At 64.6% G+C, this 20,723-nt stretch carries 22 protein-coding genes and 1 tRNA gene; 16 read left to right on the top strand and 7 right to left on the bottom strand.

Annotated elements, in window-relative coordinates:
* The coding region (locus ACG2LG_RS07545) for a DEAD/DEAH box helicase (RefSeq protein WP_396257766.1) at nt 1–641 on the bottom strand (641 nt) is incomplete at its 3' end.
* A 97-nt stretch (nt 642–738) separates the two neighbouring features.
* On the opposite strand from ACG2LG_RS07545, the gene ACG2LG_RS07540 reads away from it, so the two are divergent.
* Together ACG2LG_RS07540 and ACG2LG_RS07535 are read left to right on the top strand one after the other, a co-directional pair.
* Nucleotides 739–990: a twin-arginine translocase TatA/TatE family subunit gene (locus ACG2LG_RS07540; RefSeq protein ID WP_396257765.1), complete on the top strand. Its 252-nt coding sequence runs from the start codon at nt 739–741 to the stop codon at nt 988–990.
* A complete protein-coding gene (locus ACG2LG_RS07535) occupies nt 991–2,040 on the top strand; it encodes an endonuclease/exonuclease/phosphatase family protein (protein WP_396257763.1) in 1,050 nt (349 codons plus the stop codon).
* A 7-nt stretch (nt 2,041–2,047) separates the two neighbouring features.
* Here ACG2LG_RS07535 and ACG2LG_RS07530 read toward each other — a convergent pair whose 3' ends face one another.
* A complete protein-coding gene (locus ACG2LG_RS07530; RefSeq protein WP_396257762.1) occupies nt 2,048–3,916 on the bottom strand; it encodes an alpha-amylase family glycosyl hydrolase in 1,869 nt (622 codons plus the stop codon).
* Between the two features lie 13 nt (nt 3,917–3,929).
* A complete protein-coding gene (locus ACG2LG_RS07525; RefSeq protein ID WP_396257760.1) occupies nt 3,930–5,279 on the bottom strand; it encodes an MFS transporter in 1,350 nt (449 codons plus the stop codon).
* Nucleotides 5,280–5,578: 299 nt separating this feature from the next.
* On the opposite strand from ACG2LG_RS07525, the gene ACG2LG_RS07520 reads away from it, so the two are divergent.
* From ACG2LG_RS07520 to ACG2LG_RS07505, 4 genes are all read left to right on the top strand, one after another.
* Nucleotides 5,579–5,653, top strand: a tRNA-Val gene (locus tag ACG2LG_RS07520).
* A 41-nt stretch (nt 5,654–5,694) separates the two neighbouring features.
* The gene (locus tag ACG2LG_RS07515; RefSeq protein WP_396257758.1) at nt 5,695–6,141 is read left to right on the top strand and encodes a GNAT family N-acetyltransferase; all 447 of its coding nucleotides are present in this window, start codon (nt 5,695–5,697) and stop codon (nt 6,139–6,141) included.
* Nucleotides 6,138–7,343, top strand: coding sequence for a hypothetical protein (locus ACG2LG_RS07510; protein WP_396257756.1), 1,206 nt, complete (start codon nt 6,138–6,140; stop codon nt 7,341–7,343). The genes ACG2LG_RS07515 and ACG2LG_RS07510 overlap by 4 nt, the downstream gene beginning before the upstream one ends.
* On the top strand, nt 7,340–7,990 hold the full coding sequence (locus tag ACG2LG_RS07505; RefSeq protein WP_396257755.1) for an HAD family hydrolase: 651 nt from the start codon (nt 7,340–7,342) through the stop codon (nt 7,988–7,990). Before ACG2LG_RS07510 ends, ACG2LG_RS07505 begins: the two co-directional genes overlap by 4 nt.
* A 5-nt stretch (nt 7,991–7,995) precedes the next feature.
* Here the strand turns inward: ACG2LG_RS07505 and ACG2LG_RS07500 are convergent, their stop codons facing one another.
* Entirely contained in the window at nt 7,996–9,402 is a 1,407-nt protein-coding gene (locus ACG2LG_RS07500; protein ID WP_396257753.1) for an MBL fold metallo-hydrolase RNA specificity domain-containing protein, read from the bottom strand.
* A gap of 101 nt (nt 9,403–9,503) precedes the next feature.
* Nucleotides 9,504–10,226: an AIM24 family protein gene (locus ACG2LG_RS07495; RefSeq protein WP_396257751.1), complete on the bottom strand. Its 723-nt coding sequence runs from the start codon at nt 10,224–10,226 to the stop codon at nt 9,504–9,506.
* 171 nt (nt 10,227–10,397) lie between these two features.
* On the opposite strand from ACG2LG_RS07495, the gene rplI reads away from it, so the two are divergent.
* The 5 genes from rplI (at nt 10,398) to ACG2LG_RS07470 (ending at nt 14,658) form a co-directional block, all read left to right on the top strand.
* The gene (gene rplI, locus ACG2LG_RS07490) at nt 10,398–10,877 is read left to right on the top strand and encodes a 50S ribosomal protein L9 (RefSeq protein ID WP_396257750.1); all 480 of its coding nucleotides are present in this window, start codon (nt 10,398–10,400) and stop codon (nt 10,875–10,877) included.
* A 211-nt stretch (nt 10,878–11,088) separates the two neighbouring features.
* The gene (dnaB, locus tag ACG2LG_RS07485; protein WP_396257748.1) at nt 11,089–12,507 is read left to right on the top strand and encodes a replicative DNA helicase; all 1,419 of its coding nucleotides are present in this window, start codon (nt 11,089–11,091) and stop codon (nt 12,505–12,507) included.
* Nucleotides 12,508–12,592: 85 nt separating this feature from the next.
* Nucleotides 12,593–12,982, top strand: a complete 390-nt coding sequence (locus tag ACG2LG_RS07480) for a hypothetical protein (protein WP_396257747.1) — start codon at nt 12,593–12,595, stop codon at nt 12,980–12,982.
* A gap of 64 nt (nt 12,983–13,046) precedes the next feature.
* Complete coding sequence (locus ACG2LG_RS07475) at nt 13,047–13,652, top strand: LON peptidase substrate-binding domain-containing protein (RefSeq protein ID WP_396257745.1); 606 nt, start codon at nt 13,047–13,049, stop codon at nt 13,650–13,652.
* Nucleotides 13,653–13,752: 100 nt separating this feature from the next.
* Nucleotides 13,753–14,658: a DUF4339 domain-containing protein gene (locus ACG2LG_RS07470; RefSeq protein ID WP_396257743.1), complete on the top strand. Its 906-nt coding sequence runs from the start codon at nt 13,753–13,755 to the stop codon at nt 14,656–14,658.
* Between the two features lie 82 nt (nt 14,659–14,740).
* Here the strand turns inward: ACG2LG_RS07470 and ACG2LG_RS07465 are convergent, their stop codons facing one another.
* Complete coding sequence (locus tag ACG2LG_RS07465; RefSeq protein ID WP_396257741.1) at nt 14,741–15,061, bottom strand: polymer-forming cytoskeletal protein; 321 nt, start codon at nt 15,059–15,061, stop codon at nt 14,741–14,743.
* A gap of 152 nt (nt 15,062–15,213) precedes the next feature.
* Here ACG2LG_RS07465 and ACG2LG_RS07460 point away from each other — a divergent pair, with 152 nt between their 5' ends.
* On the top strand, nt 15,214–15,846 hold the full coding sequence (locus ACG2LG_RS07460; RefSeq protein WP_396257740.1) for an FHA domain-containing protein: 633 nt from the start codon (nt 15,214–15,216) through the stop codon (nt 15,844–15,846).
* 24 nt (nt 15,847–15,870) lie between these two features.
* On the opposite strand, the gene ACG2LG_RS07455 is transcribed toward ACG2LG_RS07460, so the two are convergent.
* Complete coding sequence (locus ACG2LG_RS07455; protein ID WP_396257738.1) at nt 15,871–17,211, bottom strand: hypothetical protein; 1,341 nt, start codon at nt 17,209–17,211, stop codon at nt 15,871–15,873.
* Between the two features lie 115 nt (nt 17,212–17,326).
* On the opposite strand from ACG2LG_RS07455, the gene ACG2LG_RS07450 reads away from it, so the two are divergent.
* From ACG2LG_RS07450 to ACG2LG_RS07435, 4 genes are all read left to right on the top strand, one after another.
* On the top strand, nt 17,327–17,824 hold the full coding sequence (locus ACG2LG_RS07450) for a low molecular weight protein-tyrosine-phosphatase (protein ID WP_396257737.1): 498 nt from the start codon (nt 17,327–17,329) through the stop codon (nt 17,822–17,824).
* Nucleotides 17,825–17,889: 65 nt separating this feature from the next.
* Nucleotides 17,890–18,459: a hypothetical protein gene (locus ACG2LG_RS07445; protein WP_396257735.1), complete on the top strand. Its 570-nt coding sequence runs from the start codon at nt 17,890–17,892 to the stop codon at nt 18,457–18,459.
* Between the two features lie 87 nt (nt 18,460–18,546).
* Nucleotides 18,547–18,807, top strand: a complete 261-nt coding sequence (locus tag ACG2LG_RS07440) for a FeoA domain-containing protein (protein WP_396257733.1) — start codon at nt 18,547–18,549, stop codon at nt 18,805–18,807.
* A gap of 6 nt (nt 18,808–18,813) precedes the next feature.
* The gene (locus tag ACG2LG_RS07435) at nt 18,814–20,700 is read left to right on the top strand and encodes a ferrous iron transporter B (RefSeq protein ID WP_396257731.1); all 1,887 of its coding nucleotides are present in this window, start codon (nt 18,814–18,816) and stop codon (nt 20,698–20,700) included.
* Nucleotides 20,701–20,723: the final 23 nt, after the last annotated feature.

The following is a 20,723-nucleotide window of genomic DNA, read 5'->3' as shown; positions in this document are numbered from 1 at the left end:
CCGCGACTCCGCCCCCCGGGCGCTTTCGCCGCCCGGTAGTGGACCTCCACCGGGTAGGTGCGCCCTCCCGCTTCGAGCAAAGTGAGCCGCCCCGGCCCGCTGCGCGCCTCCAGAAAGTCTCCCAGTCCCTGCGTCTCCAAAGTCGCGGACATCACCACCACCCGCAGATCCGGCCGCGAGCCTTCCTGCAGGTCGAGACAGCGACCGAGCGCCACATCCATCGCCAGGCGTCGCTCGTGAAATTCATCGAAGATCACCGCATCCACTCCCGGCAGGTCGGAATGATCCTGAAGCCACCTTTGGAAGACACCGTCGGTGAGGTAAACGATGCGGGTGTCGCGCCCGTAGCGACGATCGAAGCGAACCGAGTAGCCGACCTCGCCTCCCACCGCTCCGCCGCGCTGACGTGCCACCCAGCCCGCCAGCATGCGGGCCGCCATCCGTCGGGGTTCGATGACCAGGATGCGTCCCTCGACCCCGGCATCGCGCATCATGCCCGGCACCGCGGTTGATTTTCCCGAGCCGGTGGGAGCCTTGAGCAGCAGCCGTCCGCCCGGCGCCGCCGCCTGTTTCAGCTCGTCCTCGATCTCGAATACCGGCAACTGCACGCCGTTCCCGTAGACGGATTTTGCGAATTCCAAAGCACGAATCACAAAACCCCGGCCAAGGTGAAAGCTCGCGGCAGGGGGGCCCGTTATTCGCGTTGCTAAGCGGAAACACCGCCCCTAAACTTTTCTCATGAACGCGCTGCTCGCCTTTGGTATGCCCCAGGGCCCGGAATGGGTCATCATCTTCGTCGTGGTCCTGCTGCTCTTCGGAGCCAAGAAGATCCCGGAACTGGCTCGTGGACTGGGCAAGAGCATGGGGGAATTCAAGAAGGCCAAGGATGAATTCGAACGCGAGATCAAGACCGCCGAGGCCGAGGCATCCGCCGAGGAGGACGAAGCCAAGGTGAAGGAAGTCGCCGGCAAGGAACCTCGCGAAGTCTGAATGATGCTTCCCGCCTTTCGATGGATCGTCGCCCCGGGAATCCTCGGGGCGTTTGTTTTGGCGCTTCCCTCGTGCGACCGACACGAGGAACTCACCGCATGGGAGGGCGAGCCGGTCGTCGCCGAAGCCTCACCTCCGGCGGCCGAGGAATCATCCGTCACAGACCCTGCTCCGGACGCCGAAGCGCCGGAGGACCGAAACACTGAAAGAGCGAAACAAGGAAGCACTGACACCCTTCGTTTCATCGCCTACAACGTCGAGAACTGGCTGACGATGGATCGCTACATCGACGGCAAGCGGATCAACGGCAAGCCCAAGCCCGACAGCGAGAAGGAGGCCGTCGTCAGCATCATCGCCCGCCACCGGCCCGACGTGCTCGGCCTCTGCGAAGTCGGCACTCCTGCGGACCTTGCCGACTTGCAGGATCGCCTGAAGGCCGCCGGGGTCGATCTTCCCCATGCGCATCACACCGGCGGTTTCGACGACACCCGCCGGCTTGCCATGCTCTCCAGGCATCCATTCGCCAACGTCGAACTCCACGAGAATCTCGAGTACCAACTCGAAGGGCGGACCTTCGGCATGGGGCGCGGGATTCTCGATGTGACCGTCGACAGCCCCGTCGGCGACATCCGTTTCCTGGGTGCGCACCTCAAGTCGAAGCGCGAGATCCCCGAAGCGGACCAGGAAATGATGCGCCGCGCCGAAGCCCATCTGCTGCGTGAGCAGGCGACCCGGATCCTTACCGCCGATCCGACGACCGCCTTGATCGTTTACGGAGACCTCAACGATACCCGCAATTCGTCCGCCGTGCGGACCGTCCGCGGGCCGCGGTCGGGTCCGCTCAAGCTCGGCATGGCGTGGCTCAAGGATGAGCGCGGCCAGACCTGGACCCACTTCTGGGATTTTCAGGACGTGTATTCACGCTTCGACTACGTGCTCTTCAGCGAGGCGCTCACCGAGCGGGCCTTGTGGGACGAGTGCAAGCTGCTCGACGATCCCGAATGGGCGGACGCCAGCGACCACCGCGCCACGCTCTTCGTGATCGAGTGAAATATCCTCACCGGATTTCCAGCATCCGCGCGCTCAAGGGCGGCAGGTCAGGAAGGATCAAGCCCTTCTCCGGCAACTCGGAAACTCCGGCACTCGCCTGCCAGTCGTCGACGAGGCGTTCGCGGAAACTGATGCTTCCGGCGGTCTTGTCGAGCCACTCGAGGGCGTGCTGTGGAATCCGAATGCTCACGCCTTCCAGGGTCGTGGTACCGTGGAAATTGGCAACCACCAGGAAGGCCTTCCCGCTCGTCGCATCGCGACGCAGGAAGGCGTAGAGCCAGTGACCGCTGGCGGTCTCGCCGTCGAGCCGCCCGAAGCTCTCGTTGTCCTTGTTGGCGTGGTTCAGGCCGTAAAACTCGCCCTGTGTGAAGGCCGGGCTTTTCACCACCGCAAGCAGGTCCGCATACCACTGGCGCAAGGCCCGCTGCTCGTCCGAGAGCCCGCCGCCGTCGAAGCGTCCGCCATTCACCCATTTCTGGAATTCGGGCATCGCCCAGTAATCGAAGATCGTCGTCCGCGCGTCGTCGCCCCCGAATCCTTCGGCACCCAGCGCCGGTTCCCCGACTTCCTGGCCGTGGTAGATCATCAACGGGCCGCGGCCCATGCCGAACATCACGGCACTGACCGGGCGTCCCACCGCCATCCCGAGACCTCCCCACTCCTTCGGTGAGGCCAGGCGGATCTCGTCGTGGTTCTCGGCGTAGCGCAGCGACCGGTGAAAACGATCGCCGGTGAAGGTCAGCTCGTCGAGGTCGTTGGCCCACTTGTAACCGTGGAAGTCGTCGTAGAGACCGAGGCAGATGTCGTAAACCGGATCGTCATAGACCGCGTCGAAGCCCGACTCGAGCAGCGCGTCGAGGACATTCCCATCGGTGAGCTTGGCGGGATCGTTGTCGTAGGCTTCGCCGAAAATGTAGACCCCGCCATCCCGCTGGCGCGCGCGGGTAATCATCCACCGCCAGAACTCCATCGGGACCATGTGCGCCATGTCCACGCGGAAGCCGGCGACACCCATGTCCTGCCAGTAGGCAAAAATTTCATCCATCTTGCGCCAGGTGTCCGGCACCTCGTCCACCGCGGCATCCGGACCCGGCAGGTGCGAGGTGTCGCGCCCCTGCGTGAAGTCGTGGCCGTAGTTGAGCTTCACCGTTTCATACCAGTCGCCCTCGCCCGGCGCGAAGGTGATCGCGTTGTTGCCGGTGACGCGGACAAAGTCGGTCTCCGGTTCGAAACGACCGGTGCAGCCCGGCTTGCCCTCCGTCGGCAGTTTCAGCGGCGGACCCCCATCGGCCATGCCCGGTTGCACGTAGAAGAAGTTGTTCTTCCTGGCGAAGAACCGCGCTGGATCGTCGCCCTCGCCGAAGCTCAACTCGGGGCGCACGTCCGAGGCATAGCTGCGGGCCACGTGATTCGGCACGAAGTCGATCAGCACCTCGAGATCGTGCTTGCGGCAGCGCTCGATCAGGGCCTTGAACTCGTCGATCCGCTTCTCCGGGTCGTCGGCGTAGTCGGGACAGACGTCGAAGTAGTCGCGGATCGCATACGGGCTCCCGGCCACCCCCTTGAGGATGTCCGCCGGGTCGGCCTCGCGTCCCGGATAGCCGGTGCCGCTGGCCTGTTCGATGACCCCGGTGAGCCACAGGTGGGTGATCCCGAGTTCCTTCAACGAAGCCAGCGAGCAGTCGTTGAAATCGGAGAACTTGCCACAGCCGTTCTGCTCCAGGGTGCCGTTCAGCTTCCTCGTCTCATCGGTGTTCCCGAACAGACGCGGGAGTGCCTGATAGATCACCGGTCGTGGATCTTCGGTCGCGCTCGCCATGCTCATCGCCGCCATCCATGCGACGGCGATGCCCTTTTGCCAACGATTCAATCCCATCACTTCCAGAAGTTCAGTGTCCGGCCGCCCCCGAAGGCGCCGCCGCCTCGCCGGCGTGATCCACCCGCAGCATCGCCGCGGCCGCGATGACGAGGCACGCACCACCGAAGACGATCGCCATCATCGAGTCACCGCCGAAAACCGACCCGACCAACTTGCCCATCACCAGCGACACCAGCACTTGCGGAATCACGATGAAGAAGTTGAAAACGCCCATGTAGAATCCCATTTTCGCCGGAGGCAGGACCGACGAGAGAATCGCGTAGGGCATGGAGAGGATCGACGCCCAGGCGACACCCACGCCCACCATCGCGATCAGCAGCGTGTTCTGGTCCGAAATCACCCGCGCGCTGAGCAGGCCCGCCGCGCCGATCAGCAGGCACACGAGGTGGATCATCCTCGGCGACACCTTCCGGGAGAGTGCGAGCAGCACGAAGGAGAACACGAAGCACACCAGGTTGTAGGTGGCGAAACAGATGCCGGTCCACGCCCCGGCCTCCTCCATGATTCCCTTCCATGCCTCCTCGTTGGCCGGATCCCCGCCGAAGACCTGTCGCGCCGTTGCCGGCGCCCAGTAGATCCACATGCAGAACAGCGCGATCCAGGTGAAGAACTGGACGACCGCCAACTGCTTCATCGTCTTCGGCATCGAGCCGAGTCCCTCGACCAACTCGACCAGGAAACCGCCCACCCCCCGCGACTCCGCCTTCATCTTCCTGAAGGCCTCCATGTCCTCCGGTGGGTACTCCGGCGTGGTGATGATCGTGTAGACCACCGCGATGAAGAGCGCGGCCGCCCCGGCATGGAAGGAAATGATCACCGCCCGGGGAATGGCGCCGCCGCCACTGGCTCCGGTCTCGACCCCGAACCAATTGGTTAGCATCCATGGCATGGCCGACGCCACCACCGCACCCAGTCCGATGAAGAGGCTCTGGACAGAAAAGCCGGTCGCCCGCTGCTCCGCCGGCAGCTTGTCCGCCACGAAGGCCCGGAACGGCTCCATCGTGATGTTGATCGAGGCATCGAGGATCCAGAGCAGGCCAACCGCCATCCACAGCGCGGACGAATGCGGCATCAGCACCAGCGCGATGCTGGCGAGAATGGCTCCCACCAGGAAATACGGCCGACGCCGTCCCAGTCCGGTCCAGGTCCGGTCGCTCATGTAGCCGACGATGGGCTGAACGATCAAGCCGGTGAGCGGGGCGGCGATCCACAACAGCGAAAGCTGTTCCTCCTTGGCTCCGAGAAAGGAATAGATGGCCGACATGTTCGCCATCTGCAGGCCCCAGCCGAACTGGATGCCCAGGAAGCCGAACGACATGTTCCAGATCTGCCAGAACGACAGCTGCGGTTTGTTGCTCATGGGTTTGGAAAAGTTCGGACGCCAGCCTGCCCCCCTCGAATGGCCGCGTCGAGCCGCCGGTTTACTTTGGAATGCGGTGGTCTGCCACCGCTTTGGTTGCCGCCATGACGCCCACCCCCGGCCCTGGCGCGGCTTCCCCTCGGGCATGGGAAAGGCGAGATTCCTCCATCGGCAGGATTCGAGAACCAAAGGGATCCACTGGTGACTCGAAAAGCGGAGTCGAGGGCCTCCGCACTCCAAATCGCTTGCCAAACCCCGGGCCGGTGGCCTAAACCCTCGGCCCCGTCCGACGGAATCATGCGCGATTAGCTCAGTGGTAGAGCACATCGTTCACACCGATGGGGTCGCTGGTTCGAACCCAGCATCGCGCACCATTTTCTTTCCCGTCCAAGCCCGGCTTCGCTAAACCGGAATCGTGTCCTCGATCGAAGTCCGCTCCCTTTCGCCCGCCGAGTTCCCGACCGCCACCGGTCTGCTGGCGCACCTGAATCCCGACTGCACCACCGCGGTGCTGCTCGAGCGCTTCCGGCGAATCATCGAGGAGCATCCGCACTACCTTCCCATTGGCGCGTTTCGCCGCGGCACCATGGTCGGCTTCGCCGGTGCCTGGGTGGCGACCAAGATCTGGTGCGGGCGCTATCTCGAGATCGACAATCTCGTCGTCCATCCCGAACACCGTTCGAGCGGCGTCGGCAGCGCCCTGATCGCGCATCTGGAGCAACTCGGTCGTGAACGCGACTGCAACCTGATCACCCTCGACGCCTACACCCACAACCACGCCTCCCACCGGCTGTATCACCGGCTGGGTTTCGAAATCTGGGGTTTCCACTTCGTGCGTCCGCTCGGTTCACTCGATCGATGACGGCGGCGATCATCATCGTGCACTATCACCTCCGCCCGGGAGGGGTGACCCAGGTCATCCGGGCCACCGAGCGCATCCTTGGCGACGCCGGCATTCCCCACCTCGTCCTGAGCGAAGAGAACATGGCCGGACTCGGCTACCAGGCGGAGGCATCCGGCGATCTCGCCGCGCCGCTGCTCGATGCGGCGACCCGGCGGTTCGGCGGGCGCCCCCGGCTGTGGCATTTCCACAACCCCTGCCTCGGCAAGAATCCGGCCCTGACCCGCTCGCTCGGCGCGCTCGCCGATGCCGGGGAAGCCATGATTCTCCAGCACCACGACCTTGCTGAAGACGACCGCCCGGAAAACCTCGCCATCCTCGAAATGGTTGCCAGGCCCTACCCCGACTCGCCGCGAGTCGCCCACGCATTCCTGAACAAGCGGGATCGAAGCGCCTTCATCGCCGGCGGCCTGCCCGGCGAGCGGGCGATTCTCCTGCCCAATCCGGCTCCACCACGCCCGCCCACGCCACCACCGCCCGCGGGGCCCGCGGTGGTCCTGCTGCCGATGCGGGGAATCCCGCGAAAGAATCTCGGGGAATTCCTCCTGCTCTCCGCCGCGGCTCCCGCCGGGACCCGCTTTCTTCAGGGCAGCGCGCCGGCTCGCGACGAGTGGAAGCCGGCCTACGAGGCTTGGCGCCGCTTTGCCGGGGAACAAGGGCTGCCGGTCGAGTTTGACGTGTTCCGCCGGCAGTCGCCCGAGCGCTGCATCGCCGCCAGCACTCACCTGCTCACCACTTCGAGGCAGGAAGGATTCGGCCTGATTCACCTGGAAGCCGCGCATCGACGCCGCGTGCTTGGCCGGCGCATCGCCAGCCTGAATCTCGACGGTTTCCCCCGGGATGGTCTCTACGACGCCCTCGTCTGCGATGGGATCGACTTCGCCCTGCTCGACGACGATCACCAGCGGGCAGCGATCCACTCGTTCCGGCTGGGAAAGTGCGACGTGCAGGTCGTGCGGCAGGGAGAAACGGATTTGCTGCACCCGTGGCTCCGCCGTCAACTCGACGACCGCCCGCCTCCCGACGCGTCCCCGGCCCTCGCGCGCCATTCGCACGCGGCCCATCTGAAGCGACTCACCGAGCTTCAGGCACGCCTGACCAGCGCCGCACCGGGACCTGTCCGCGCACTCGATCGCCGGGCCATCGCTGCCGCCTACGCATGATCCCCGCTCCCACCAAGGCCATCCTCTTCGATGTGTATGGGACCCTTCTCGACGGTCCCCGGCATCCGGATCGCCGCAATCGCATGGCATCCGTCATCAAGCGTTTCGAACTACCAGAGTTCCCGTACCCCGACACCACCTTCGACCAAGCGATTGCCACCGCCCACCAGCAATCTCCAGAGCGCTGGCCCGAGATCGACATTCGAGAGATCTGGCAATCGATCTTCCCCACGCTGACCGACGCCGGGGACTTCGCGTTCGAACTGGAGGAATCGATCCATCCGGTGGAACCGACCCCTTGGGCGAATCGACTCCTCGAGGCCAGTGTCGAAACCGGCGCGGCGCTCGGCATCGTCTCCAACGCGCAGGCCTACACCCGGCGCCTGCTCGCCACGCACTTTCCGGAATACTGGCCGCAGTTCCGGCCCGATCTCTGCGCCTTCTCCTACGAGCACGGCTTCGCCAAGCCCGACCTGCGCCTGTTCCGGCACGCGGTCCGTCCGCTGATCGAATCCGGCATCGCTCCCGCGGAGATCCTGATGGTCGGCGACTCGGACGAGAACGACCGGAAACCCGCCGCCGAACTCGGCCTCGGCTATCTCACGGTTCCGCCCCCGAACGACGACGAAGGAATTGCCTGCGGGTAGCCGCCTCAGAACTCCACCGTCTCTCCGAGCACTCCGACCTCGATGGGCTGGTCGTGCTTTTCCGCCAGCGCGACGCGCAATGCCTCGGAGTGTTCCTCTTCACCGTGCACCAGCCAGGTGCGCGACTTCGGTCCGCTCATCGCCTCGAAGTAGTCCACCAGCTCCGAGTGGTCGGCATGACCCGAGAAGGAATCGATCGCTTCGATCTTGGCACGCACCTTGTAGCGCTTGCCGAAGATGTTGACCTCCTGGTTGCCGTCGCGGATGAAGCGCCCGAGGGTGTTTTGGGCGCAGTAGCCGACGAAGAACACCGTATTCTTCGGATCCCCGATGCCGTTCTTCAGGTGGTGCCGGATCCGCCCCGCCTCGCACATGCCGGAAGCGGCAATGATGATGCAGGCCTCGTCCTTCTGGTTGATCTTCTTCGACTCACTGACGGCACGCACGAGTCGCAGGCCCTCAAAGACGAAGGGATCCTTGTCCTTCTCGAACATGAACTCATAGACCTCCTCGTTGAAACACTCGGGGTGCAGGCGGAAGATCTCGGTGGCGCCGACCGCCAGCGGACTGTCGACATAGACCGGAAGCTTCGGCAGCCGGCCTTCGTGGAAGAGCCGGTTGAGCACGTAGAGGACCTGCTGGGTCCGCTCGACCGCGAAGGAGGGGATCATGACCTTGCCCTTGCGCTCGATCGCCTCGGTCAGGATTCGCGCGAAGTGTTCGTCGGCCCCGGTCGCCTCCTCGTGCTCGCGCCCGCCGTAGGTCGACTCCATGAGGACGAAATCAACATCCGGAACCACCACGGGGTCGTTGAGGATGTCATTCCTCCCGCGACCGACGTCGCCGGAGAACAGAAAGCGCTTCTTCCTCCCACCATCCTCCTTGTCGATCACCTCGAGCAGCACCTGCGCCGCTCCGAGGATGTGACCGGCGTCGAAAAAGGTCAGCGTCACCCCGTCGGCCACCGGCATCGGCCGCTCGTAACCCACGGTCACGAACTGCCGCAGGCACTTCTCCGCGTCGGCCTTGTTGTAGAGCGGTTCGACCGGCGGCTCGCCGTCCTTGGCCCGCTGCTTGTTCAGCCACTTCACGTCCTGCTCCTGGATGTGGGCGCTGTCGGCCAGCATGATCGTGCACAGGTCCCGCGAAGCGAAGGTTGCGTAAATATTGCCGGCAAAGCCGCGGCGCGTGAGGTTCGGGAGGTTGCCGCTGTGATCGATGTGGGCATGGGAGAGGATGACCACGTCGACCTCGGAGGGCTCGAAATGGGGAAAGCCCCGGTTCACCTCGTAGGAGTCATGCCGCCGGCCCTGATAAAGGCCGCAATCGAGCAGGATCCTCGTTCCGTTCACCTCCAGCAGATGCTGCGAACCCGTCGTCGTCCCCGCCGCGCCACAAAACTTGAGCTTCATCACCCCCAGCCTTCACATCCCCCGCGACCGGGGGAAGCAGAAATCCGTACATCGGGCCTTCAAGCTCCGTTCCGACACCCCGGCTCCGGTCGGCACGGGGATCACCCCGCCTGCGCCGCAAACGCCACTTCCTCATACGGCTGGATCACCACGAAGCCGCTTCCCTCGAACTGCATCTGGAAGGACTCGCCGGAGCCGCGGCCGAGGAAGGTCCGGAACGAAACGTCGGTGCGGAACTGCGGTTTCAGGCCACCACTCCACGCGACCGTGGCATTCGGATCGGTGATCACCGGGTTGCCCGGCTCGACCTTGAGGGTGATCGGCTCGTAGTGCGTCGTAAGTGCCACCATGCCCGAGCCGGTCAGGTGAATGTTGAAAAGCCCGCCGCTGGCCAGGGCCGCCACCTTCCGCATCATCTCGATCCGGTGCGAAAGGCTCGGCTCGAAGGCGAGCACGTCGTTGCCGTTGATGAAGATCTCCTCGTTCTGCAGGCGGATGATGCTTACCTTCTTGCCGGCGTCGGCGAGGTAGAGTTTTCCCTGACCGTCGGCGTAGGTGATGCTCATGCCCTCGCCGGAGACCGCCTTCTTGAGCAGGTTTCCGAGGCCCTGGTCCATCATCTTCTCGCGGGTGAACTTGATCTGCCCGCGATAGGAGACCATCGAGCCCATCTTGGTGTTCACCCGGCCATTGAGGTTCACCTCCAGCAGGCGGGGCGTCTCCAACTCGAAAAGCCCCTGCCCCCGGTCCTGCTGGGCGGTCTTCGAAAGGAACTCATCGAGCGAGTAGCTCGGCGACTGCGGCATCGGGGGTGGTGTGCTCATGCTGCCCCTTACATCCCATCATCAGGCCGGGCCTCCAAGCCCGAATCGCGCGGACTCGTGGCTCCGGGCCGAGTTCCGGGAGCATCCGGAACCGAATGAAACGCTCCATTTTCCTTGACTCGGTCGGCTGCGGGTCCTACCTCCCCGCCCCCACGCAAGCCCATCCACGTCATGGCCAACTCTGAAGTCATTCTCCGCGAAAAAGTCGAAGGTCTCGGTTCCGAGGCCGACGTCGTCAAAGTCCGTTCCGGCTACGCGCGGAACTTCCTGATCCCCCAAGGCAAGGCGTTCGAGGCCACCAAGGCCAACCTGCGTCACCTCGAGGCCCTCAAGACCGCCCGCGCCCAGCGCGAGGCCGAGGAACTCGCCGGCGCCCAGGAACTTGCGACCAAGATCTCGAAACTGCGTCCGAAGTTCACCCTCGAGGTCGGCGGATCCGGCAAGGCCTTCGGATCGGTCACCTCGATCGACATTCACAAGGAACTTCAGGCGGCCGGCATCGAAATCGACCGCACCGCGATCGAACTCGAAAAGCCGATCAAGAAGTCCGGCAAGAGCGACGTGACCATCAGCCTCCACCCGGAGATCTCGACCACCCTCACCGTGACCGTCGAGGCCCACTCCCCGGACGCCGAGGGCGAGACGGAGTAATTCCGCCACCAACCTTTCCGAAAGCGCGCGCCCCGACCGGGTCGCGCGCTTTTTCGTTCCAGCGTGCGGTGGCCTGCCATCGCTTCCGGAGCGAGCGGTCCGATCGGAACAAAACCGACGCGCTCCATGACCCTCCGGAGTTATCCACAGAAGTTCACCGGATGCCCTGATTGACCCGCACCGATTTCCTCCACCATGGTCACCCAAGCTCATGGCCGTCTCCACCGAAGCACCCGTTCTCCAGTCCGCCCCGCCGTCCGATTCGGACGACGGCAGCCGCACCCTGCCCAATGCCCTTGGCCCCGAGAAGAGCATCCTCTCCTCGATGCTCAAGGACCCGCAGCGCTACATCACGGAAGCGCGCGAAGAGAGCCTGACCCGCGAGCATTTCTATCTCCCCGCCCACGGATTGCTGTTCGAAACCCTGTGCGAGCTGAACGACAAGGGGAACGAGATCGAACTCGTCTCGCTGGTCCAGCTCCTCCACGACCGCGGAATCCTCGATGACATCGGCGGGCGGCCGGCCGTCGCCGACATCTACACCTACTCGCCGAACGCCTCGCACTTCGCCACCCACCTCAAGATCGTCAAGGAGAAGCACGTCCTGCGCTCCATCATCCGCACCTGCACCGAGTCGATCGCCGAGGCCTACGAAAACCCGGAGGACACCAGCGTGCTCCTCGACCAGGTCGAGCAGGAGGTGCTCGGCATCCGCCAGGGATCGGAAACCAAGGCCAGCTTCGACATCCGCACGGAAGTTGCCGAGGTCTGGACCAAGTTCCAGGAAGTCCTCGCCGGCGAGGTGGAAACCCAGGGCATTCCGATGGGCTACACCGACCTCGACGGCATGAGCAAGGGACTCAAGCCCGGGGAGATGTTCGTCATCGCCGCCCGCCCCTCGATGGGCAAGACCTCGCTGATGATGAACATCGTCGAACACGTCTGCGTGGACCAGAACGTGCCGACCCTCGTTTTCTCGTGCGAGATGACGGCCTTCCAGATCGTCCAGCGCCTGGTCTTCTCGCGGGCACGCTTCGCCCAGAGCCGGATCGGCAAGGGTTTCAAACCTTCCAAGGAGGAACTCCTCAAACTCAAGCGCTCGACCAAGGAGATCGCCGAGTCCAAACTCTGGATCGACGACACCGCCGGAATTCCGATCGACACCCTGCGGGCCAAGGCGCGGCGGCGGCACCGGGAGGACAAGATCGGCCTGATCGCGATCGACTACCTGCAACTGCTCAAGTCGAACACCCGTCAGGCCTCCAACTCCCGCGAGCGGGAGATCGGTGAGATCTCCGCCGGCATCAAGGCCCTGGCCAAGGAGCTGAACGTGCCGATCCTCGTCCTCGCCCAGCTCAACCGCGGTCCCGAGAGCCGCACCGGATCGTCCCTCGGTGTGCCGCGCATGTCCGACCTCCGGGAATCCGGCACCATCGAGCAGGATGCCGACATGATCGGTCTGCTCTACCGCAGCGCCTACTATGCCGAAACCGAGGAAGAAAAGGAGGAACTCGCCGGAAAGTCCGAGCTGGTCCTCGCCAAGAACCGGAACGGCGAGACCGGCCACATCCCCCTGACCTTCATCGCCGAGCTGATGCGTTTCGAGACGCGCGCTCACGAGGCGGATTGACCGTTGGGCGGCGAATCCCGACCGCTCGACTTTCTCCGATTGACCGGATCACAGGTTGGCACGAAGAGTGTTAGGGACAGCTGCCGTGCATCGTTTCGCCAATAAATCCCTACTCATCCGGCTGCGTCTCTCGGCTCTGCTGCTGGTTGTTTTCGCACTCAGCATGTTCCTGCTGCCCCTCGCCGTGGTGTGGGGAACCTTGATTTATGATCCGCGCGGTCTTCAAGCCAGCATCATCCTGCTCCCGACCGCCGTCGTCTCCGGGCTGCTGTTCCTGCTGGTGAGTTCGGACGTCCGCTGCCCGCTCTGCCGCGGCCAGGTGATGCGCCGGATGCGGGGGGCTCCGATCGGCAGAGGCGTCCAGCCGCTCCTCGGAAGTTATCGCTTCCGGGTCGTCACCCGGCTCTTCTTCACCGGCAACTTCCGCTGCCTCCACTGTGGCGAGACCTGCGATGCGACCGATCCCCGGCACTGACCGCTCGGGCTCGAGGCGATTTTCCGATTGCGCGTCACCACCCGGCGGGCTCCCTTGGCGGCGGATGTCCTCGCTCGAAATCCCGGAAACCTGCGGCGCAATGCTGCTGCCCGACTGCACCCTCTTTCCCCACGGCGGACTTCCGCTCCGGATCTTCGAGGAGCGCTACCGCAAGATGCTCAGCGACAGCCTGGCCGGCAGCTGTTTCTTCGCCATTGCCCGCCTGGTCGGCGAGGAAACCGGGAATCCGGTCGAATGCGTCTCCCCGGTCGGCACCATCGGGCTCGTGAGGGCCTCGCGAGAGATGGAGGACGGCACTTCCAACCTGCTGCTGCACGGCGTGATCCGGGTCCATTTCGTCGAGTGGCTCGAAGGAGCGGACTACCCGACCGCCCGAATCCGGCCCATCCCGCAGATCTTCGAGCCCGAGTCGCAGACCGAGGGCGCTCTGGAAGCCCTGCGGGAGGCGGCCGAATACGCCACCGCGGGGCTTCCCGGGGAGGTCAAGGACGCCTTCGACGCCATGGCCGCGGGCATCGACGACCCCGCAATCCTGGCCGACGTGCTCAGCCAGCAGTTCATCCACGAGCCCGACGACCGCTACGAGCTGCTGAGCATGGAGTCGGTCGCCGCCCGGATCGCCTGGCTGTGCTCGCGCCTCAACCCCTAGCCTGACGAACCAGCTCCGTTCCCCGCGGAATCCAAGCCTGGGGAACGAAATCGCGGCTTGCTTTGCAAGTTTCCCTCGTTTCCGATCGTGCCAACAAAAGATGAGCGAGGAAACGCAATGGTTCGTGATGCAGGGAGAAGAGCAGCTCGGGCCCTACACCGGCACCCAACTGGTCGAATTCGCCGCCAACGGCAACATCGTGAGGGAATCGCTGGTGTGGACGGAAGGCATGGAAAACTGGCTGCCCGCCGGTCAGATTGAAGGCGTTTTCCCCGCCGAAGCCGCCCCTGCCCAGATGGCCCCCGCCGGCTCCCCCTACGGAACCCAGATGGCGGCGCCGGCGGACCCCTCCGCTCCCTACCCGGCTCCCGAGGTTGGCCCCGGGAAGTTCGGACTGTGGATGGGCCTCTTCCTGGGAGGCATCGCACTGATCCTCATCGGTGGCCTGATGGTGGCCTTGGTCGGTTCCAATGCCAGGCTCGACGCCGAAGGCAATCCTTCCAACCAGGCGACAGCCGGCATGCTGATCGCCGGCCTTCTCGGCATGGCGGGCTACCTCGTCACCCTTCTCAGTGTCATCCCCTTCTACATGACCCTGTTCCGCGCCTGGAAGTGCCTCCAGCCCGGTGGGATGGCCCGCAGCACGCCGGGAAAGGCGATCGGCTTCATGTTCATCCCGTTCTTCAACTTCTACTGGATCTTCATGGCCATCAAGGGTCTCGCGACCGATTGGAATCGCACGGTCTCCACCTTCGAGGATCTCAAGGCCGCTCCCAAGTTCTCCGAAGGGGTCTTCCTGACCTTCTGCATCGGTGTTTTCGTCCAACCCCTCGGACTCATCATGATGTTTCCGGTGCTGTCGCAGATGTCCAAGGGCGTGAACTACTTCTGCTATCGCCCCAAGCCCGGACAGTCGGTCTTCGGCGGTTCGCCCGGCACCGGTGGCGGCACCGTCACCCAGGCCGGCGGCGGACTCCGGATCGGTGGAGGATTCACCCAGCACTGAAGCCACCCGCAACCAGGGTGCCTCAAAAGAAAAGGCCGATCTCCCCACGAGGAAGACCGGCCTGAAATTGACGGCGGAAATTTCAGCCACCGATATCGGAGCGACCCGAGTGGGAGGCACCGTCCTCCATGACGATGCTCTTGGTCTTGATGTCGCCGATGAGCCGGCTGTCGGTCTTCAGCTCGCAGCGCTCCGAGGTGATCTTGCCCTCGACCTTGCCGAAGACCTTGACCTCGCCGGCGGTGACGTCGCCCTTGATCTCGGCGTTTTCACCAATGGTCACCCGGCCCTTGTCTGAGATGATTTCGCCCTCGATTTTGCCATCGATGATCATGTCGTTGGAGAAACGGATCGAGCCATTGATATCGATGCCGCTCGCCAGCACGTTGGTTGCATTTGCCATGACGCCGTCAATGCAGCAGGTCCGGACCCCGAAAGCAACCGGGATTTGCGCCTGAACGAGCGGATTTCGAGGATCGCTCATTGGGCGGAATTTTCCGTGCCATCCGCCCCTGATCCACGTTAGAAAGTCTCTCGAAACCCCGTTTGATCCGTATGCCACGCGTCACCATCACCGTCCCGGAAAAGAACTCGCAGCCCTACCGCTTCGCGCTCGACCGCAAGAGCGTGACTCTGGGCCGGGGAAGTGAGAACGACATCGTGGTCGACTGCGGCTCCATCTCCGTCCACCACGCCGTCATGGAGCGCATCGAGGGCGGCTACCAACTCCGCGACCTCGGGTCGACCAATGGCACCAAATTCAAAGGTGAACTGATGCCGAAAGTCGAGCTGCTCGACGGCATGACCGTGCAAATCGGCGACGTCGACTTCGACTTTTCCCTGACGGCAGACGAACAGATGGCGCTGGCCAAGGAGCGCCCCGACGGCGATTCGCCGATCATCAAGGAAGGCGAGGAGGCTCCGAAACGAAAGAAGAGCCCCCCATCCGGCAAGCCTCAGCCCCGCCACAGCCCGCCGGTGGCCCAGCCGAGTTCCGCCGCCAGTTTCTTCATGACCCTGCTGTTCTTCCTGCTGGCGGTGGGTGCCTTCTTCATCGGGCTCTCGATCCGCTACAGCAAGGAGACGGGCAGGTCTTCGCTGGTGAACGATATCCGGAACGGCGTGCCTCCAGCCGAAGCTCCGGCTGAACCCGAAGCGGCGACGCCGGAAGATCCGCCGGAAGACTGACCCCGGCCCGCGGCGGCCGCTCGGTCAGCGTCCCCGGCGATCACCGTCCGCATTGAGAATGCGGCCCTTGATGGAATCGTCGATCGCGGTGCTCGACTCGATGTAGGCCCTGGCGGCCGCCTCGTCTTCCTCCATCCAGCGACGAGCGGTCATGCCGATCGATCTGGCGCGGTTGTTTTCGTCGGTGATCGACTCCGCCAGCGTGATGGCTTCGGTCGGCTCCATGTCGCGATTCATCCACAGATAGGTCTGGGCGGCACCGTCGCGAATGTCGCCCGCCGGTTGATCCTCGATGAAGGCGCGCGCCCCGGCCGAGTCCTGCGCGACCCAGTTGCCCATGATCCGGCGCATCGCGTCGTCGCCTTCGGAAGTCTCCTGGGTAACCAGCCATTCGGCGGCTCCGGCCGGGTCCTGCCGCGACCACTCCCCGGCCACCCTCTCGATCGCCCGGTCCCGTTCACGCTCGTCGCCGAGGGTGGAAATTCGCGCCGCGGCGGCCGCCGGATCGCTGCCGGCCAGAACTTCGATCACTTCCCGCATCGCCCGGTCCCTCGCCTCGCCGCTCAGCGTCGAGGCCCACGCGTCGGCCGCCTCGAAATCATCCCGCGCCCAACGCTCGGCGATTTCGCCATAGGCCCGGGCCTGATCGGCCCCCTCGAGACCCGCGGCCATCGTCGCCGCCTTGGACGGATCGGTGGCGGCGACCTCGCCGATCACCGACACCATCGCGTCGGTCCGTTCCGAACCTTCCAGCCCTTCCGCCCACTGCATCGCCGCCGCCGGGTCCAGCTTGGCCCACTCGCGCGCCACGATTTCCGCCCCGGCATCGCCCCGCGGACCCCGGCCGCGGCCCATGCCGCCGAACTCGTTGGGGTTCTCGGTGTAGTATTTCGCCGCGTTGACCGGATCGACGCTCGCCCAGCTCCGGAGGATGGTCGGCTTGGCAAACATGCCCCCGAAGCCCATCCCGTTCGCATAGCTCATGGCCCCCTGCGGATCGACCTCCGCCCAGCGGCTGAACAGCAGGACCGACGCCAGAATGCGGTCGCCCATCGGCAAGCCGTCAAGCTTCTCAGCCTCGGCCTCGAGCTGCGACGGATCCATCCCCGCATACAGATCGATCAGCGCCTGCAGGCGGGCGCTCTGCCCGGGTTCGCGCATGATCTCGTCGAAACTCCGGCCTCCCGAACGGGCCGGGCGGTCCTGAACCGCTTGCGGGCCGTCGCGACGGATCTTGGCCGGAGGCGGCGCATCGCTGGCCGTCGCTGCGGCGGCATCAGCCCCTCCGTTCGACTTTCCGACGAGAAATCCACCAGCCGCTCCCGCCAGGAGAGCCGCCACCCCGATCACAATGCTCTGGTTCATCGGCAGCTATAAACCCCGGAATTTCCGAGAAGTCGCGCCCAAATTTCGGCCCGGCCCCGGGAGTTCCACTGCATTCCCGCTTGGCCAATCGCGTTCGAATTCCGAGCATCCCGGAGTGACTCCCTACCGCATCCTCTTCGTCTGCATGGGAAACATCTGCCGTTCCCCGGCGGCGGAGATCGTCTTCACCCGTCTCGCCGAGCAGGCCGGCCTCGGCGATCGACTGGAAATCGATTCCGCCGGCACCATCGGCTACCACGCCGGAAGCCCGCCCGACCCCCGGATGAGCGAGACGCTCGAGTCGCGCGGCTACGTGGTCGAGGGAAGTGCCCGACAGGTAAAACGCCGCGACCTCGAGATCCACGATCTGATCCTCTGCGCGGATCGGGAGAATCTCCACGACGTCCGCTTGCTCGATCCCTCGGGATCGACCCACCACAAGATCCGGTTGTTGACCGACTACTGCCGGGAACACGATGCCGACCACGTGCCCGACCCCTACTACGGGGCCAGGGGAGGCTTCGAAGAAGTCGCCGACCTGATCGAGGACGCGAGCGCGGGTCTGATCGAGGACCTTCTCAAGACCGGTGCCATCGATCCCTCCGCCGGCTGACGCGGAATTCCGCGCGGCTTCATCAAGCCTTCATCGACGACCTGAAGCATTTCCGGATCCAGCCCATGCAGCTCGAGCAACCTCCTCCCGATCTGGCGATTCCCGAGGCCACGCCCTTCGACCATCTCCGGCCCAGTCTGTGGCGGGCCTCGAAGGTGGCCCACATCACCCTCGTGTCGCTCGGCACCATCATGCTCCTGCCGGCGGGCCTGGTGATGTTCGGGCTGATCCAGTTCTTCATCTACTTTGGCGGCATGTCCGCCGGCGGCTTCGGTGGCATGGGTAGCGAGGAGATGCTGGCGATGGGCTCTGCCGTGGTCAGCAGCAGCTTCGGCGTGCTGGCCTGGTCGGCGCTGTCGATGCTGTTCTTCAAGCGCAACGACGCCCGCTGGCAACGGATCTGCTGGGCCATCTGCGGGGTCTTCGGCACGATCGCCTCGCCCTGCATCCTCGGCTGGATCGCCTGGATTTCGTCCGAGGGCGCCGGAGTCGACGAAAGCTGGCTGTTCCTGATCTTCTGGTCGATGTTCGGCGTCGCCCTCGCGTCCGCCATCGTGGGGTTCCGCTACAGCGCGTCCGCCCACAGGGCACTCCAGCACCCGCCCACCGAGGAAGACCGGTCCCTGATCGGCTGAATGCTTCCCGGGCGGAAATGACCGAATCTCCCGGCATCCGGCGGATTCCTATTGCAACCCAGTCTCAACTGCGGCACCTTTTTGCCGATGGCTCACGTCTCCGCCGCCGAACTCGAAACTGACAGCCTTCAAACGCTGGCTCAGGCCACGGTCGGCTGTGACTTTCGAATTCGCTTTCTCGAAGGACCGGCCTGCGAACAACTCAGGCGTCTTGGCTTTTGCGAGACGCTCCGGGTGCGGAAACTCTCCCACGGACGCAACCTGATCTGCACGGTCTGCGGCACCCGCATGGCGCTCAGCCGTGAGCTGGCCCAGCAGGTCAAGGGCACTCCCCTGACCGCCGCCTGATTCCCGATGACCGCGCGGGAGATGGAGACGGTCGTGCTGGCCGGCAATCCGAATGTCGGCAAGACCACCCTTTTCAACGCACTGACCGGCAAGACGGGAAAGGTCGCCAACGTCGCCGGCGCCACCGTCGACCTCAAGACCGGCGAGACCTTCACCCCGCACGGACAGAAGCTGCGGATCGTCGATCTGCCGGGTTGCCTCTCCCTCAATGGCGAGGCACCGGACCAGCAACTCGCGCGCCGGGCACTCCTCGGGGAGCTTGAGGAGCTGGGCAAGCCGGACCTCGCGTTGTGCGTACTCGATGCCTCGAACCTTGAGCGCAACCTGATGCTCGCCCTCGAGGTCATCGAAGCCGGGCTGCCCGTCATCGTCGTGCTCAACATGATCGATGTCGCCGAGGCCTCCGGCATCCGGCTCGACCCGGTCGTGCTTTCCGAGGAACTCGGCGTTCCCATCGTACCGGTCCAGGCCAACAAGCAGCACGGCATCGTGGAACTCAAGCAGGCGATCCGGCATCCCCTGCCCCCCGCGTCCGGCGCCCCGTGGGCCAGCGCCGAGCATCCGGTCGAAGCCCGGCAGCAGCTGGCCCTGGAACTCTGTGAGCTTGCCGCCCGCCGGCCCGACTCGCACCAGAGCACCCTGTCCGACAAGCTCGACGCCCAGCTCATCCATCCCGTGCTCGGCTGGGTGTATCTGATCGCGATCATGTTCGCCGTGTTCTGGTCGATCTTCTCGTTTGCGGCCATTCCGATGGGATGGGTCGAAGCCGGGCAGGGCTGGCTTGAGGGCCTCGTCGCCGGTGCCATGCCCGAGGGTGACTTCCGCGACCTGATCATCAGCGGCATCATCGGCGGGGTCGGCTCGGTGGTCGTCTTCCTGCCGCAGATCCTGATTTTGTTCTTCTTCATCGGGCTGCTCGAAAGCTCCGGCTACATGGCGCGGGCCGCCTTCATGATGGACGGCCTGATGTCGAAGGTCGGACTCAGCGGCAAGGCATTCCTGCCGCTCCTCAGCTCCTACGCCTGTGCGATTCCGGGCATCATGGCGACGCGTTCGATCGACTCCGCCAAGGAACGACTCACCACCATCTTCGTCGCGCCCTGGATGAGCTGCACCGCCCGGCTTCCGGTCTATTTCCTGCTCATCCCGATGCTCCTCGGCGGCAGCGAAGGCGGTCTGACCCAGGCGCTGGTGCTGCTGGCGATCTACGTTTTCGGAACGCTCAGCGCCTTTGTGGTCGCGCGGGTCCTGCGCGGCCGCCTCGGTGAGGACGCCCAGCCCCGCCACTTCACCCTCGAACTCCCGCCCTACCGCGCTCCGCAATGGGGCTACGTGTTCCGCCACCTCGCGGACCGCGGCTGGTCGTTCCTCCGGAAGGCCGGCACCGTGATCATGGGGATCTCGATCGTGCTGTGGGCCCTGAGCACCTATCCGAAATCCGACAGCGACGATCCGGCGGAAATGCTCCAGCACTCGCTCATGGGCCGGATCAGCTCCACCGTCGAGCCGGTGGTCAGACCGCTCGGGTTCGACGGCCGGACCGGGACCGCGGTCCTCACCTCCTTCGCCGCCCGCGAGGTCTTCAACGCCTCGATGTTCCAGCTCTTCCGGGTCGAGGAAATCGAGGAGGACGAAACCGCCAGCCGTGACCGCCTGCGACAACGCCTGGCCGAGGAAACATGGGAGGACGGAACGGCCATGTTCCGGCCGCTGACGGTGATCTCGCTGCTCATCTTCTACATCTACGCCCTGCAGTGCCTACCCACCTCCGCCGTCACCGCGCGGGAGTCGGGATCCTGGAAATGGGCGGCGGGCCAGTTCGTCTTCATGACCGGTGTCGCCGCACTCGGATCCCTTCTGGTCTATCAGGTCGGCTCACTCCTCGGCTTCTGACATGAACGACTGGCAGACATGGG

This window comes from Haloferula sp. A504 (assembly GCF_044385805.1).
Classification (GTDB): Bacteria; Verrucomicrobiota; Verrucomicrobiia; order Verrucomicrobiales; family Akkermansiaceae; genus Haloferula.
This window is presented reverse-complemented; position numbering and strand designations above follow the sequence as displayed.

Bases quoted from the DNA above. Each gene is read 5' to 3' on its own strand.
- dnaB (WP_396257748.1), top strand. From the start codon at position 11,089: ATGGCCGTCTCCACCGAAGCACCCGTTCTCCAGTCCGCCCCGCCGTCC.
- rplI (WP_396257750.1), top strand. From the start codon at position 10,398: ATGGCCAACTCTGAAGTCATTCTCCGCGAAAAAGTCGAAGGTCTCGGT.
- ACG2LG_RS07465 (WP_396257741.1), bottom strand. From the start codon at position 15,061: ATGGCAAATGCAACCAACGTGCTGGCGAGCGGCATCGATATCAATGGC.
- ACG2LG_RS07455 (WP_396257738.1), bottom strand. From the start codon at position 17,211: ATGAACCAGAGCATTGTGATCGGGGTGGCGGCTCTCCTGGCGGGAGCG.
- ACG2LG_RS07470 (WP_396257743.1), top strand. From the start codon at position 13,753: ATGAGCGAGGAAACGCAATGGTTCGTGATGCAGGGAGAAGAGCAGCTC.
- ACG2LG_RS07505 (WP_396257755.1), top strand. From the start codon at position 7,340: ATGATCCCCGCTCCCACCAAGGCCATCCTCTTCGATGTGTATGGGACC.
- ACG2LG_RS07540 (WP_396257765.1), top strand. From the start codon at position 739: ATGAACGCGCTGCTCGCCTTTGGTATGCCCCAGGGCCCGGAATGGGTC.
- ACG2LG_RS07435 (WP_396257731.1), top strand. From the start codon at position 18,814: ATGACCGCGCGGGAGATGGAGACGGTCGTGCTGGCCGGCAATCCGAAT.
- ACG2LG_RS07535 (WP_396257763.1), top strand. From the start codon at position 991: ATGATGCTTCCCGCCTTTCGATGGATCGTCGCCCCGGGAATCCTCGGG.
- ACG2LG_RS07530 (WP_396257762.1), bottom strand. From the start codon at position 3,916: ATGGGATTGAATCGTTGGCAAAAGGGCATCGCCGTCGCATGGATGGCG.
- ACG2LG_RS07445 (WP_396257735.1), top strand. From the start codon at position 17,890: ATGCAGCTCGAGCAACCTCCTCCCGATCTGGCGATTCCCGAGGCCACG.
- ACG2LG_RS07525 (WP_396257760.1), bottom strand. From the start codon at position 5,279: ATGAGCAACAAACCGCAGCTGTCGTTCTGGCAGATCTGGAACATGTCG.
- ACG2LG_RS07495 (WP_396257751.1), bottom strand. From the start codon at position 10,226: ATGAGCACACCACCCCCGATGCCGCAGTCGCCGAGCTACTCGCTCGAT.
- ACG2LG_RS07500 (WP_396257753.1), bottom strand. From the start codon at position 9,402: ATGAAGCTCAAGTTTTGTGGCGCGGCGGGGACGACGACGGGTTCGCAG.
- ACG2LG_RS07475 (WP_396257745.1), top strand. From the start codon at position 13,047: ATGTCCTCGCTCGAAATCCCGGAAACCTGCGGCGCAATGCTGCTGCCC.
- ACG2LG_RS07510 (WP_396257756.1), top strand. From the start codon at position 6,138: ATGACGGCGGCGATCATCATCGTGCACTATCACCTCCGCCCGGGAGGG.
- ACG2LG_RS07440 (WP_396257733.1), top strand. From the start codon at position 18,547: ATGGCTCACGTCTCCGCCGCCGAACTCGAAACTGACAGCCTTCAAACG.
- ACG2LG_RS07460 (WP_396257740.1), top strand. From the start codon at position 15,214: ATGCCACGCGTCACCATCACCGTCCCGGAAAAGAACTCGCAGCCCTAC.